Raw genomic sequence first — 14,322 nt, 5'->3', positions numbered from 1 at the left:
CTGGTCGTTATTCCGGACGCATTTGGACAATGCGTCCCTCCTGAAGAACTTTTCAGCACATTAAATAGCAAATACCGTTCTCTATGCCTCCACCGCATTCACCGACTCCCGAATACAAGGAATACACTCCACAAAGCAATTTCCATTATCCAACTCCACTTCTTCTTTTGTCAGAATCCCAATAATGATCTGACAGGCTTTATAGCCAATATCATGAAGAGGAAGAGCCATGGTAGTAAGCGGCGGCTTTTCATAGCATGCCATTTCACGGTTATCATAGCCAGCCACAGCCACATCTTTCCCAGCATGAAGCCCAAGCTCTTCCAAACGGTCATAGGTTCCACCAGCCATGAAATCATTCATACAGAAAATAGCTGTTGCACCCTTTTCCAAAAGGATATCTGTGTTCTCATAACCACTCTGCCGATCCCAGTCACCATAAGTGACCATATCCGGATCATAGAGAATCCCTCCTTCGAACAAAGCCTTCTGGTAGCCCTCCAGACGGGACTGGGTATGAATACTCTCCTTCTTACCTGCGATAACACCAATTTTCCTGTGTCCTCTGGAAACAATATAACTGACCAGATCATGGGCACCTTTGATATCCTTCACCACTACAGATGGGATTTTCCCACTGCCAGTAAAGCCATAAGCAACTACCGTTGGAATGGGCAGATCCTCTGGGATAATATCGATCAGGCGCTCATGGGCAGCCACATAAATAATTCCTTCGACCTGCTTTGCCAGAAGCTTCTGGAACTCCTGACGTACAATTTCTTTGTGACGGTTATCACGGTAATAATTATCCTGGAATTTCTTATAAAGACGGAGATTTACAAGAAGAATCTGGTAATCAGCTTCCTCACAGTATTCCGTAATGCCGTCGATAATATCAGGAAGAGCAAAAACTGTCATATCTTCTGCAATAACACCGATACTTCTGGTGTTTTTGGTTTTCAGATTTTTGGCAACATAATTAGGCGTATAATTCATCTCGCGAATCACCTTCTCTACACGCTCCCTGGTGGCATCACCAACGCTGCCTTTATGATTTATAATATTGGAAACAGTCGCAACTGATACGTTACAGGCTTTTGCAATTTCTTTTATGGTCGGCATGGAACTTCTCCCTCCGGTTTTTTTATTAATTCTTTCTATCACAATCTTATCATATTTTATTCACAGCCACAATCGCCATCTCTACTCCCCTGCTCTTCTACTTTGTAATTTTTCAAAGGGCTGCAGCACCCTTCGCTCCACGGCCCTGTCCACACAGGCATATATCACCATCTGCGGAAAAGAAACGCCGATCGTAAGCAGCAGAAACAGAGAATATGGTGCCAGTGCCAGCAAAATTCCGCCGGCAATTACCACAGTGATTACGATCACCATACTCAGCTTCCATTCCAATACCATAATGAGAAATGTATTTTTCAGCAATACCCCCACGCCAAGGTCTAACATAGCGGACATTACAAAATAATATCCACCAATAAGTATGGCAAAGATCATTACACCAATCCCACACCCAATCAGCACATCATGGGTAGTTCCCTTGCCGAAATTTCCAGCAAGACTGAGCAGATAACAGGAATAGAATCCCAGAGCGCCGGTGAGCACTCCCGCCGGAAGATTTTTCAGAATATCAGACTTAAATTCTTTCCAGTAATCCTCCAGGGAAAAACCATATCCTACCCGGTAAATCGCCGAAAGATAACGGTTCAGTGCTGACAGAGCTGCCGGAATCGTCACGATTGGAATACAGCACAAAAGGAACAGCACATTTGCCCCAACCAGTCTGCCGGCGTAATTCCAGAGTACATAACCAACTCTCTTCACACCGCCCTTTGGCGTCTCTTTCTCCTTATCATTATTTCCCTGATACCAGTCCATGAATCTTTTTGTCAGTCTCATATGCTTTTCCTCAAAATTACTGCCTGATTACAGCCTCTTCATACACCCCACAAAGCATTGTCTTAGAGCGTGTTTGAAAAAGAGGCTTTTTACATCCTCATTTTAAATTTCGTACAGGCAGGACCACCGCCCTGCCTGAAAATGTTAATATTGTTATAATTTAATTTTTCATACCAGTCAGCACAATTCCTTCCACAAAGCTCTTCTGCCCGAAGATATAAATCACAATACCAGGAAGGATTGTCATAAACGTGGCTGCCAGTGCCACCGGCCAGTTAGTTCCGAATGAGCCGGTAAAGTTGGTCAGCGCAATGGCAAAGGTAAATTTGCTCATGCTGTTAATGTAAATGATCTGCTGAAGCAGGTCGTTCCATATCTGGATGAACAGCATCATTCCAACTACAACTACCGCCGGTTTAATTGAAGGAACAAGAATTGTCCATAGGATTCTCATTCTTCCAGCACCGTCAATGGAAGCCGCCTCATCAAGTTCCTTTGGAATCGTCATCAGAAACTGCCGGATCAGGAAAATGTTGAAAAAGCCACCACCTGTTAAGAACGGCAAGATCAACGGCCAATATGTATCACCCAGTCCCATTCCCTTTGTCCAGAAAATATACAGAGGAATCAAGGTTACCATTCCCGGAAGAAGAATCGTGCCAACACAGATGTTGAAGATCAGCTTTTTCCCGCGGAAACGAAGTCTTGCAAAGGCATATCCGCAAAAAATCGCAGTGATGGTACCAAAGGTAACTGCCGGAATGATAATGGTGAATGTGTTCTTAAAATAAGTCCAGTACTCAAAAGTCTCCAGCGCTTTGGAATAGTTTGACCAGAGCCACTCATGAGGAATAAAGGAAGGCGGATATTCATTCAATGCTGCCGTGCTCATCAGGGAAGAACGGAAAATCCACCAGATGGGAAGAAGTACCAATGCAGCCAGAATCAGTACAATGAAAAACGCCAGAACATTAAAGGCTTTTTCTTTTTTCTTTCTGCTTGCCATTTTTCCAGCCATTTCTCATTCCCCCTCTCCGAAAATCTGTTCTTTCTGCGTCTTAAAGAGTACTGCCGTAAAAATTCCAACCAGGATAAAGAAGATCACAGAATAAGCAGCTGCATATCCCAGTTTGTTTTTCTTAAATGCATAAAGATAAATAACATAGGACATAAACATGGACTTTTTTCCTGGGCCGCCATCTGTAAGAGCCAGCGCCGGGTTGATAACCTGCAGGTGTGTGATCAGGGCAGTCAGCACGTTGTAAAAAATAATCGGGGAAATGCTTGGAATGGTAACGTTCCAGAAGCGCTGCCATGCATTTGCACCATCAATTTCCGCTGCTTCCATGTAAACCCGCGGTACATTCTGAAGTCCTGCAAGGAAAACCACGATCAGGTTGCCGCTTGTCCAGATTGCAATTACTACCAGGGAAGGTACTACCTGACTCGGACTGTCCAGGAATCTCTGAGGTTTCAGTCCCACCATTCGAAGGACAAAGTTAAAAAGTCCGAAGTTACCTTCATATAACCATTGCCATCCTTTGTAAACACCGATTGCAGGCAAAAGGTATGGAATGAAGAAAACAGAACGGAATAATGTCCGTCCCCATATTTTCATATTCAAAAGCAGGGCTACCAGAAGAGAATAGATAATAGCGCCTACCACAGCCAGAAGAGCGTACAAAATTGTCGCTTTTATAGAATCTGCGAAATAAATATCTTTTGTAAAAATACGCTGGAAGTTCTCCAGACCTACAAACTCCGGTGAGGAAAGACCATTCCACTTAAATACGCTTAAAACAAATACTGCCAGTGTCGGCAGATAACTGATCAGACTTACTCCAAGGAATGCCGGTATCAGACAGAGATAAGCGGTCCTTTCTTCTTTTCTACCGGCCCTTGATGTCACTTTTATTTTGTTTTTCTTATTTGCTTTCATGCCCGCACCTCTTAAAAGGGAGCTGACCGGTATCTGTCAGTAATATGAAATAATATCCTTGGACAGTAACCGGTCAGTCCAGTTGCTTTTCCTATTTTTCAGCAGATTTTCACTGCTGCTTCATGTTACCTATTATCAGTAACTGTTTCGTTCACTATTTTGCTATAAAATAACCAGCTCTAGAGCCTGTATGAACAGCTCCGATCAGCCATTGTTCTCAGCAAAGATATCCTGAAGCTCTTCCAGGTTCTCGTTAATCGCTTCTTCCATGGTCTCCTCACCAGCCCATACGCTGGAGAATACAGAATCAAGTGTGGCGTTGAACTCTTCAGTTCCGTTTACATAATACCAGGAGGTAGATTGTGCGTTGTTCATAGCATAATCCACAACTGCGCTCTTGTACATGTCTTTATCCGGATAGTTCGGGTTGCTGATCCATTTATCTGTTTTCTCAGGATCTGTGTACCAGGAATCCAGGATCGGCATCCATGTTCCAGCCTCGATCAGGGACCAGGAATTCTCTTCCTGATAATACCATTTCAGCCATTCCATAGCTTCTTCCGGGTGCTCTGTTGTGGAGAATACCACGTTTGGTCCACCAGTACAGATAGTAACTTTTTCTTTCATGTAAGGCAGAACACCTACACCGTAATCAAAATCAGCGCTTGGTCCAAGGAAGGTGCCGACGTTCCATGCACCGTCTGTTGCCATAACCACCTTTTTGCTTCCAAGGGAGGATTCCAGAGCATTAGCAGCACTTGTTACAGGAGGTGCGCAGTGGTAAACGTCTGACAGATCTGCGATTCTCTGAAGTGCTTCTACCGTTTCCGGAGAGTCAATGGTGCATTCAGAGCCATCTTCGCTGTAATATCCGCCGCCATTGGATTTTGCCCATACTTCCAGCTGCCATGGCAGTGTGTTAATGGTACATCCGTAAATATCTACATTGTCCGGATCAAAATCAGGATCCAAAGCATTCTTTCCATTGATATCCAGAGTCAGCTTCTGTGCTGTCTGGACAAAAGTATCCCAATCCCATGCATCCTCAGCATCTGCCGGAGGAGTCACCTCTGAAGGATCGATTCCCTGCTTCTCACAAACCTCTTTCAGAAGATCGTTGTTGTACCAAAGGTTCAGAACTTCGTTTGCTGCAGAATATGCAACTGGTGTGCCGTCGTAACGGAATGTCAGACAATCCAGAGGTTTGGCATCGCCTTCACCATACATAGAGCTGATGTCTGCAAGAAGTCCGTTCTCTGCAAATTTCAGCACGCCGGCCTCACTCATAATACCGGTATCCGGAAGCTCACCAGCTGTAGCCATGGCATTCAGCTTGGTAACGTAGGTATCGTGATCGATCTTCACTACTTCTACTTCGATCTTGTCCTGTTCGCTGTTGAACTTATCAGCAACTGCCTGTGTAGCTGCTGTCTCAGTTTCATTTCCCCACTGTGCATATGTGATCTTTACTCTGTCACCATCTGCTGCAAAACCGGAACTGCTGCTCCAACCATCATTGTACCTGCAAGTAAAATCCCCAATAACTGTTTTTTCTTCATACTACTTCTCCTTTTCTTAATCTTATTATAACGGCTTTGCCTGGCCGCTGTAAACATTTACTGTTTTAAAGTTAATCTGTAATACTGTCATATCCGCAGCTTGTGCCATACAAGCATTTCCCCCTGTCCCCGGTTGTTCCACATACAATACGGAACGGCCCGCAGAGAAACTTCTTCTTTTTCCAGCTCTACACTTCCGTACAACTGATTTTCGCCGTCTGCACCTTTGTTTCTTACACGTATTCCTTTATAGGAAAGAGTTGGAACATTTCCTACCAGTTCTTCTGCGGGAGCGTTTTCTTCTATCGAAGTGTTCTCTTCTACAAAAATCTCTGAAAGGAATCTGCCGTTTTCTTTTTCCTCCAGGCAATACACCAGCGGACCTTTCATCAGGGCTGTTTTTCCTGCATCTGCCCTCACCTGGTCATTGGCTCCCATCCATCTGGGAACCACATGGAAATCAATACTGATCCGTGTGTCTCCCGGTGAAATGCAAAGCCTCTGATAGCCTTTGTCAGGCTGCGTTTTTATGGAAATTCCATTCTGCACACATTCCCATTTCTCACTGTACCAGGGAATGCGGATGTTCAGGATTCCTGGTCCGGACGACTGCACCTGGAGCTGAACCTTTCCATCCTGCAAAAGCGTGGAATCCATTTTTATCTTCATACGGCTCTCTTTGATTTCTGTATCTGCTGTAGAGGAGATAAACTGGTTAATATAAACCCCTTCCTCATCTTCTGCGTATATGTACTGTCCCAAAGAAGCAAGGGTTCTTCCCACATTTGGCGGGCAACAGGCAACTCCAAACCATTTCTGCCTTACCGGTTTCACATGCTCCATGTAAGTGTGCTCTGTGCAAAATTCCGGAACCACCTCAAGTGGGTTTACATAAAAGTACCGGTCTCCTGCAATATTGATTCCTGCAATCACAGTGTTATACAACGCTTTCTCTACATAGTCATAATAAGAAGCATCTCCTGTGATGGCTGCCATTCTCTGCCCGAACATCATCACACCGATAGATGCGCAGGTTTCAGAATAGTTGGTACTGTTTGGAAGATCGTAATCTGTAGTAAACCGCTCGCGGAAGCCGCTGCTTCCGATTCCTCCTGTAATGTACATCCGCCGTGTCGTCATGTTCTCCCAAATTCTGCTGCAAGCTTCCATAAGCCCTGAATCGGCATCTTCTCCGGCCAGATCAGCCATTGCGGAGCACATATACATTTCCCTTACTGCATGTCCAACTGCCTCATCCTGCTCTACAGGAGGCTTGTGAGCCTGGGAATATTCCAGATCGTACCTCTCGAACTCCGGAAAAAATTCCGGATGTCCTCTTCCCGCAATTTCTGCCTGCAAATAATTAGGATTCCTGCCCCTCTCCTGGATAAAATACCTGGCCTGCTGAAGATAAATCTTCTTTCCGGTCTCCCGGTAAAGCTTCACCAGGGCCAGTTCAATTTCCTGATGTCCCGGATAACCTCGTTTCTGGCCTTTTCCTGTACCAAACACCCTGCATATGAGATCTGCATTTTTCTTTGCAATATTAAGGATTTTCTCCTTACCTGTAGCCTGGTAATAAGCAACAGCAGCTTCGATCATATGTCCGGCTGTGTACAATTCGTGGCCCTCCACCAGATTGGTCCACTTCTTCGCAGGGGCATTTACGGAAAAATAAGTATTCAGATATCCATCTGGTTCCTGTGCTTTCCCTATCAGATCAATAACCTGATCTGCCAGCTCTTCCAGATGCTCCCCACGGCCACCTGCTATGGTGTAGGCAACCGCTTCCAGCCATTTGTAAAGATCTGTGTCCTGGAAAACAACTCCTTTTCTCTCTCCCTTTTCTTCACCTGCGGCAATACGGAAATTATGGATACAATAGGTAGGCTCTGAATCTTCCAGCTGGTCATTGAGAATTTTCCACTGATGGGGAATGATCTTCTCGCTTACTTTATTCACATATTCCCCAAACAGACTGTCTGTGATCCGGATTCTCTTCAGATCCAACTGTTTCAAGTGTTTTTTCATATTTGCACCTGCCTTTGCCGATTTTAATTAATCGTTTAATCTTCTTTGTAAAAAATAAAAAACCGGATTAATTCCATGTTTTTCTTTTAGTTTACTGGTTTCTCGTTAATCGTTTTACTTATCTTTAAACTGATAGTAGCACGTCAAATGGATTTTGTAAATACTATTTATTTTTTTCAGCTTTTTTTATAGATTATATACTTGATTTTTATGGATTATCACTATATTTTTCGTCTAATTAAACGTTTTTCTATATTATTTTCTCTCTATAATACATTTTATGACATACAACCTTTCAAATAACGTACAAGTTTATTTTGTTACTGTTCGCTCCGTTCGCAGTAACGCGCTTTGCGAAGCACAGAAAGACGAACCTTCTTGTGACAAGCACAAGAAGTAGCGTTTGCTGCGCAAACTTAATTCTCGGGTTTTCTGTGAACTTTGTTCACAAAAAACGCCTCGCGGAACGTTACCAGTGAACAGTGACTTTATTTTTCAAACATTCTCTGGTTCTGTCAGACAATTTCTGCTATAATGTAAGTAATTATGATACCAGTGTCAACAGGTCAAAAAGCTGTTCGTGCTTGCACAATAAGGCTTTTGAACTTGGATGAGAAAGCAGCGATTTACGCAGTAAATCAGCGGATTTCGAATATTTGAAGGATTGCGGGAGCAGCGCAGCTGCGTAGCAATCCGGGTATCAAATGAGTGCCAAAAGACCTTTTGACACTCATTTCATTAATTATAGTTTCTTTCAATGATGTGAATGTCAAAATATCTTTTGCCCTGGCATCTTTCAATAATGTTATTGAAAAATTAGCCAGCAACTTATTTTCAGGAGGTACGAATGAAATTAAATTCAAAATGTATGGCCTGTCAGATACGCAAACAGGAAGCAAAAATTCGTCATTTTAACGACGAAGACAGAAAAAAACAATATATGGAAGCAATCCGCCAGCGTTTTGAACATCCAAAGGATGACGACTGCGTTCCAAGCATCTCCACAGAACTGAAGAAATTCTACTGTTCCTTCTGGGGCGTTCCTATGGAAGATTTCACCCGGATCAACAAAGAATATGACCAGCTTATGCTGGATTTGGAAGCTGAGCTTCGTTCCACTATCCGTTATTCAGAAGATCCCTTAAAAGCCGCACTTATTTATGCCCGCACCGGCAACTATATCGACTTTGCGGCGCTTCCGGAAGTCAGCAAGGAAACTGCACTTTCTCTTATTAAAAGTGAAAACAAGGATGATCTTGACGAACAGGAATATCGTCAATTCTGCCAGGATATGAAAAAGGCAGAGAATGTTGTATATATTACCGATAACTGCGGTGAGATCGTTCTGGACAAAATTGCCATCCAGATTCTGAAAAAGATATTTCCAAATATACGGATCACAGCATTAGTACGCGGACTGCCCGCTGGAAATGACGCAACCATGGAGGACGCTGAATTTTGCGGTCTTACTGATGTTGTGCCTGTACTTGGAAACGGAAACGACGTAGGCGGTACCTGGCTTCACGGGATCAGTACCCACGCCAGAGAACTTCTATATAATGCTGACGTGATCATTGCCAAAGGTCAGGGAAATTACGAGACTATGCATGGCTGCGGACTGAACATCTACTACCTGTTTTTATGCAAATGTGACTGGTTTCAACAGCTTTTTCATGCAAAATTACTACAAGGAATGTTCATAAATGAGAAGCGGGCGCCAAAGGCTACTGCTTTTTCGTCAGATTGACAAGAAACTGTTTAAAAGTTTGTACGATTCTGCCCTAGCCCTTTTGGGTGGTTTTCGCTATACTAACATCAGATGAAAAAAGCATCGAAACAATTTTGATTATAATAATTAATTGAGAAATTTGGAGGAAAAATCATGGCAAGCTTATCATTACAGCACATTAACAAAACTTACCCGAATGGTTTCCAGGCAGTTAAAGATTTCAACCTTGAAATCGAAGACAAAGAGTTCATCATCTTCGTTGGACCATCCGGATGTGGAAAATCTACAACACTTCGTATGATCGCAGGTCTTGAGGAGATCAGTGGTGGTACATTAAAGATCGGTGACAAGGTTATGAACGATGTAGAGCCGAAAGACCGTGATATCGCAATGGTTTTCCAGAACTACGCTCTGTATCCTCATATGACAGTATATGATAACATGGCATTTGGTCTGAAACTTCGTAAAGTTCCGAAAGATCAGATTGACAAAGCTGTTAGAGAAGCAGCCAGAATCCTTGACCTTGAGAAACTTCTTGATCGTAAACCGAAGGCTCTTTCCGGTGGACAGAGACAGCGTGTTGCTATGGGACGTGCTATCGTTCGTAATCCTAAGGTATTCCTTATGGATGAGCCTCTTTCCAACCTGGATGCTAAGCTTCGTGTTCAGATGCGTATTGAGATTTCCAAGATCCATCAGAGACTGGGCGCAACAATCATCTATGTAACACATGACCAGACAGAGGCTATGACCCTTGGTACCAGAATCGTTGTTATGAAAGATGGTGTTGTTCAGCAGGTTGATACACCACAGCACCTTTATGAGCAGCCAGGCAACCTGTTCGTTGCAGGATTCATGGGATCCCCGCAGATGAACTTCCTTGACGCTCAGATTGCTGAAAAAGGCGGCGACCTTATTGCTAAAGTTGGTGAGTATGACATCGTTATCCCGGCAGCGAAAGCGAAAGTGCTGAAAGACGGCGGTTATGTTGGCAAGACAGTTGTTCTTGGTATCCGTCCAGAGGATATTCATGATTCCCAGATGTTCATCGAAGCTTCTCCAAGCGTTCCAATGACATCTACAGTTAAAGTTTATGAGCTTCTTGGTGCTGAAGTATTCCTGTACTTCGATGTAAACGGAACTCAGGTTACAGCACGAGTTGATCCTCGTACAAACTCCAAGACAGGCGATACAATCAAATTCGCATTCGATATGGAGAAATCTCACTTCTTCGATAAAGAGACAGAGCTTACTATCTGCAACTAATATTTAGAAGGATGAATTTAGTTAGGCCTCAGGGGTTTTCCCCTGAGGCTTTTTTGTGGTATACTATGAGCACTTAATGAGCGTAAGCCCACAGGTGCAGTGCGAATTTAGTGCGAATGCACACCCGGACACTTAGCAAGTCCAAGCCACAGACGCCGGACGCGCTTCGTGTGTACGCACACCTTGAGCAAACTTTATTACTTTTCTACTAAAGGAGCACACCTATGAAATTACTTCAGATTCTCCAGAAATGTCTGGAAGACTGGAAGAATATCAGTCATCTGGATTTCTGCCTTGTAAATTTAGATAACACTATTTATATCAGCACCTGCGACAGAGCCCTTCCATCTGAAGAGAAGCTGGAAGAATTTAAGGAAGATGAGGCGCTGTGTATTTCCAATATGAACTGCCGGCTGTATAAAGTGACAGAGAGTCACCAGCTTCAGTATATCCTGATTGTATGGGGAAATTCAGAGGCCGCTTCCACCATCGGGGAACTGGCTGTCTGCCAGATTGAGAGCCTGCTTACCGCTTACATGGAAAAGAGCGACAAAAACGTATTTATGCAGAATCTTCTCCTTGGCTCCTATTCTGAGGTAGACGCTTTTAACCGTGCGAAAAAGCTTCATATTACAACCACTGTACGGCGTGCTGTTTTCCTGGTGGAGACCAAACAGAGCAAGGACGAAAATGCCCTAGCTACCATCCGTAATATTTTTGCAGCTAAGACAAGAGATTTTATTACTGCTATCGACGATTCCGGAATTATTATTCTCCGTGAGCTCCAGCCTTCTGAGGATTATTCCGATCTGGATGATATTGCCCATATGCTGGTGGACATGCTGAATACAGAGGCCATGACTTCCGCCTGGGTTTCCTACAGCAATATTGCAGATGACCTGAAGCAGCTCCCGGATGCTTATAAGGAAGCGAGAACTGCCCTGGAAGTGGGCAAGATTTTCTATACTGGCAAAAATGTTTTCGGATATAACCGCCTGGGAATCGGACGTCTTATTTATCAACTGCCGGTAGAGATCTGCGAGATGTTTATCGATGAGTTTTTCAAAGAAGAGACTCTGGATTCTATTGATGATGAAACACTCACTACCATCCGCACCTTCTTTGAAAATAACCTGAATCTTTCCGAAACCTCCAGACAGCTTTACGTACACCGAAATACACTGGTGTACCGCTTTGAGAAGCTGCAGAAGAAATTCGGGCTGGATATCCGTACTTTTGAGGATGCGCTGACGTTTAAACTGGCCATGATGGTGGTGAATTATATTAAATATAAAAAGGCAGAATAAACTGCTTCCGCCCTTTTAAGCAATATCACTTTTAACTTGACAATGAGACAAAACATGCTCTGCAAGATGTGCGTCACAATTTGTGGGAGATTTCGCCAGGATGAGGGCGCCGTAGCGGGCTACGGCAACCGAATTCGGGTGAAATATACCGCAAAGTGGGGTGTGCAGATTGCGGGAATGATCTTTCAAACAGGCTCCAGAAGCATCGCTCGTGTAAATTAAGATAAATCTGGCGGATCTAACTAAATAGATCCGCCAAAATATTATTTCTGTGCACTCTCAAATTCCTTCGCCACATCTTCCAGCAAATCTCTGATCGGGAGATGCTGTGAGCGGGCTTTTTCGCATTTTCCGCACTTGATACAATCGGAGGCTTTGCCGTTATGTACAGTGTGGACATTGCTGTAGTAGTAATTTGCATTGCAGTCGTTAAATACCTTCTTGACATTCATGCAGGCAAAAAGGTCTGGAATGGAAATCTGTTTCGGGCATCCGCAGTACAGTAACGACAGGCTGTACAGGCAATCGCGAAGGGCGAGCTCACTTTTTCCATCCAGATATCCGTGAGCAGTATCGAAATAATTGAAGCCCTGCTCCAGAAAAGCATCTACCATTTTACGCATCTGTTCCTTGTCAACTTCGCCATCCTTCATAGAAAAACGCATACAGCCAAAACCGAAATTCTTTTTGATTTTATCCATGATGAAATATTCTTGAAAGACTGGCCATAGAGCAAGGGGATATGCGGAAACCTGAAATCGCTCTATGGCCAGATCTATTTTCTTTATTATACATGTTAAAGTGGACTTTAAGTCAAGCGTTTATTGTAAAGTGTAAAACCTATTATTCTTCCTCATCCTTCGCCCACTCGAAAGTGCATTTCACAGCCTTCTCCCACCCTTTCAGCTTCTTCTTACGCTCCTCTTCTGTCATCTGTGGGGTGAACTGACGGCCGATCTGCCAGTTGCTTTTTACTTCGGAGGCGTCTTTCCAGAAACCGGTGGCGAGCCCTGCAAGATAAGAGGCGCCAAGGGCGGTGGTTTCGATGCAGCTAGGGCGGACTACCTGAGTGTCGAGAAGGTCAGCCTGGAACTGCATGAGGAAGTTATTGGCGCTGGCGCCACCGTCTACGCGGAGGGCGCTGAGATCAATGCCAGAATCCTTCTCCATGGCTTCCAGAACGTCGTGTACCTGATAGGCCAGGGACTCTACCGTGGCACGCACCAGATGAGCTTTTCCTGCACCTCTGGTAAGCCCAAGGATAGCACCTCTTGCATACTGATCCCAATATGGTGCCCCGAGACCTGTGAAAGCCGGTACTACGTAAACACCGTTTGTATCCGGCACAGAAAGACAATATTTCTCAGAATCCGGGGAACTCTCCAGAATTCCCACTTCGTCTCTCAGCCACTGAATAGCAGCACCTGCCACGAAAACACTTCCCTCCAGGGCATATCCCGGTGTTCCGTCTGCTTTCACTGCAATGGTGGTAAGAAGTCCGTTCTTTGACTCTACTGCCTTATCTCCTGTATGCATAAGCATAAAGCAGCCGGTACCATATGTATTCTTTACATCACCTGACTCAAAGCAACACTGTCCGAAAAGAGCTGCCTGCTGGTCTCCTGCCGCCCCGGCAATTGGGATTCTGCCCCCGATCAGGTTCTCATTGGTATAACCATAAATACAACTGCTTGGCTTCACTTCCGGCAGCATGCACTCTGGGATATCCAGGTATTCCAGAATCTCTTTATCCCATTTTCTCTCATGGATGTCAAAAAGCATGGTTCTGGAAGCGTTGGTGTAATCCGTCACATGAACTTTCCCTTTTGTCAATTTCCAGATCAGCCAGGTATCTACTGTTCCAAAGAGAAGTTCCCCATTCTTCGCACGCTCTCTGGCACCTTCTACATGATCCAGGATCCATTTCAGTTTTGTTCCGGAAAAATAGGCGTCCGGAATCAGACCGGTTTTCTTTCGAACCAACTCTGACATGCCGTCTTTTTCCATCTTCTCAATCATATCAGCTGTTCTGCGACACTGCCATACAATTGCCGGATAAACCGGCTCTCCTGTCTTCTTATCCCACACAATCGTAGTCTCTCGCTGATTCGTGATTCCGATAGCGTGAATATCCTCTGCATCTACACTGATCTTACTCATGGCTTCTGTAGCCACTGAAATCTGGGAGGACCAGATTTCCTTCGGATCATGTTCCACCCAGCCTGGCTTCGGGTAATACTGTTTGTACTCTTTCTGTGCTACGCTGCACATATTTCCCTTTTTATCAAATAAAATACATCTGGAACTGGTAGTTCCCTGGTCCAATGCCATTATATATTTTCCCATAGTACACCTCGTTTACTTTGCTTGAATTATTTATATTATAGCCTATTTTCACATACAAGAAAATACCTTAACTTGCTATTTAATGTGTTGAAAAGTTCTTCAGTAGGGACGCATTTGGACAATGTGTATTACTCACTCGCCGGCGCAACGCTCCAGCGAACTAATCGCTAACTGCGACTAATGCGTTCGGGAGAGCCCTCACGCATAAGTCTTCGTAAGCGCTGGATT

12 protein-coding genes and 1 pseudogene are annotated in these 14,322 nt (G+C 44.2%); 4 read left to right on the top strand and 9 right to left on the bottom strand.

Annotation, left to right across the window (positions count from 1 at the left end):
* Positions 1-81 precede the first annotated feature (81 nt).
* From DW904_RS16080 to DW904_RS16055, 6 genes are all read right to left on the bottom strand, one after another.
* Positions 82-1,122 (bottom strand): LacI family DNA-binding transcriptional regulator, encoded by a 1,041-nt coding sequence (locus DW904_RS16080; protein ID WP_118582645.1) that lies wholly within the window; start codon positions 1,120-1,122, stop codon positions 82-84.
* Positions 1,123-1,203: 81 nt separating this feature from the next.
* Positions 1,204-1,917 carry a hypothetical protein gene (locus DW904_RS16075; protein ID WP_118582642.1) on the bottom strand — a complete coding sequence of 238 codons (714 nt, stop codon included), beginning with the start codon at positions 1,915-1,917 and terminating at the stop codon, positions 1,204-1,206.
* Between the two features lie 160 nt (positions 1,918-2,077).
* Complete coding sequence (locus DW904_RS16070; RefSeq protein WP_226815327.1) at positions 2,078-2,935, bottom strand: carbohydrate ABC transporter permease; 858 nt, start codon at positions 2,933-2,935, stop codon at positions 2,078-2,080.
* Positions 2,936-2,938: 3 nt separating this feature from the next.
* Positions 2,939-3,856, bottom strand: a complete 918-nt coding sequence (locus DW904_RS16065; RefSeq protein WP_118582639.1) for a sugar ABC transporter permease — start codon at positions 3,854-3,856, stop codon at positions 2,939-2,941.
* A gap of 204 nt (positions 3,857-4,060) precedes the next feature.
* Entirely contained in the window at positions 4,061-5,320 is a 1,260-nt protein-coding gene (locus DW904_RS16060; RefSeq protein ID WP_243110454.1) for a sugar ABC transporter substrate-binding protein, read from the bottom strand.
* Positions 5,321-5,502: 182 nt separating this feature from the next.
* Entirely contained in the window at positions 5,503-7,446 is a 1,944-nt protein-coding gene (locus tag DW904_RS16055; RefSeq protein ID WP_118582633.1) for a beta-L-arabinofuranosidase domain-containing protein, read from the bottom strand.
* Positions 7,447-8,293: 847 nt separating this feature from the next.
* Between DW904_RS16055 and DW904_RS16050 the strand changes: the two genes are divergently transcribed.
* The 3 genes from DW904_RS16050 to DW904_RS16040 all read left to right on the top strand — a co-directional run bounded on the left by DW904_RS16050 (position 8,294) and on the right by DW904_RS16040 (position 11,748).
* The gene (locus tag DW904_RS16050; RefSeq protein WP_118582630.1) at positions 8,294-9,193 is read left to right on the top strand and encodes an ARMT1-like domain-containing protein; all 900 of its coding nucleotides are present in this window, start codon (positions 8,294-8,296) and stop codon (positions 9,191-9,193) included.
* Between the two features lie 135 nt (positions 9,194-9,328).
* Positions 9,329-10,441: a sn-glycerol-3-phosphate ABC transporter ATP-binding protein UgpC gene (gene ugpC / locus DW904_RS16045; RefSeq protein ID WP_118582627.1), complete on the top strand. Its 1,113-nt coding sequence runs from the start codon at positions 9,329-9,331 to the stop codon at positions 10,439-10,441.
* A 224-nt stretch (positions 10,442-10,665) separates the two neighbouring features.
* On the top strand, positions 10,666-11,748 hold the full coding sequence (locus tag DW904_RS16040) for a helix-turn-helix domain-containing protein (protein WP_118582624.1): 1,083 nt from the start codon (positions 10,666-10,668) through the stop codon (positions 11,746-11,748).
* Positions 11,749-11,763: 15 nt separating this feature from the next.
* On the opposite strand, the pseudogene DW904_RS25820 reads toward DW904_RS16040, so the two are convergent.
* A pseudogene (locus DW904_RS25820) lies at positions 11,764-11,877 on the bottom strand (DUF6783 domain-containing protein); the annotation flags it as partial.
* On the opposite strand from DW904_RS25820, the gene DW904_RS25815 reads away from it, so the two are divergent.
* Entirely contained in the window at positions 11,827-11,970 is a 144-nt protein-coding gene (locus tag DW904_RS25815; RefSeq protein WP_347562173.1) for a DUF6783 domain-containing protein, read from the top strand. The pseudogene DW904_RS25820 and the gene DW904_RS25815 overlap by 51 nt on opposite strands.
* 41 nt (positions 11,971-12,011) lie before the next feature.
* Here DW904_RS25815 and DW904_RS16030 read toward each other — a convergent pair whose 3' ends face one another.
* Positions 12,012-12,449: an aldo/keto reductase gene (locus tag DW904_RS16030; protein ID WP_202187749.1), complete on the bottom strand. Its 438-nt coding sequence runs from the start codon at positions 12,447-12,449 to the stop codon at positions 12,012-12,014.
* A gap of 142 nt (positions 12,450-12,591) precedes the next feature.
* The gene (gene glpK / locus DW904_RS16025) at positions 12,592-14,094 is read right to left on the bottom strand and encodes a glycerol kinase GlpK (RefSeq protein WP_118582619.1); all 1,503 of its coding nucleotides are present in this window, start codon (positions 14,092-14,094) and stop codon (positions 12,592-12,594) included.
* Between the last annotated feature and the right edge of the window lie 228 nt (positions 14,095-14,322).

Origin of the sequence: Ruminococcus sp. AM42-11 (assembly GCF_003480145.1) — a bacterium.
GTDB classification, from domain to species: domain Bacteria; phylum Bacillota; class Clostridia; order Lachnospirales; family Lachnospiraceae; genus Blautia_A; species Blautia_A faecis.
This window is presented reverse-complemented; position numbering and strand designations above follow the sequence as displayed.

Coding starts and splice junctions, on each gene's coding strand:
- DW904_RS16080 (WP_118582645.1), bottom strand. CDS start 1,122: ATGCCGACCATAAAAGAAATTGCAAAAGCCTGTAACGTATCAGTTGCG.
- DW904_RS16075 (WP_118582642.1), bottom strand. CDS start 1,917: ATGAGACTGACAAAAAGATTCATGGACTGGTATCAGGGAAATAATGAT.
- DW904_RS16070 (WP_226815327.1), bottom strand. CDS start 2,935: ATGGCTGGAAAAATGGCAAGCAGAAAGAAAAAAGAAAAAGCCTTTAAT.
- DW904_RS16065 (WP_118582639.1), bottom strand. CDS start 3,856: ATGAAAGCAAATAAGAAAAACAAAATAAAAGTGACATCAAGGGCCGGT.
- DW904_RS16055 (WP_118582633.1), bottom strand. CDS start 7,446: ATGAAAAAACACTTGAAACAGTTGGATCTGAAGAGAATCCGGATCACA.
- DW904_RS16050 (WP_118582630.1), top strand. CDS start 8,294: ATGAAATTAAATTCAAAATGTATGGCCTGTCAGATACGCAAACAGGAA.
- ugpC (WP_118582627.1), top strand. CDS start 9,329: ATGGCAAGCTTATCATTACAGCACATTAACAAAACTTACCCGAATGGT.
- DW904_RS16040 (WP_118582624.1), top strand. CDS start 10,666: ATGAAATTACTTCAGATTCTCCAGAAATGTCTGGAAGACTGGAAGAAT.
- DW904_RS16030 (WP_202187749.1), bottom strand. CDS start 12,449: ATGGATAAAATCAAAAAGAATTTCGGTTTTGGCTGTATGCGTTTTTCT.
- glpK (WP_118582619.1), bottom strand. CDS start 14,094: ATGGGAAAATATATAATGGCATTGGACCAGGGAACTACCAGTTCCAGA.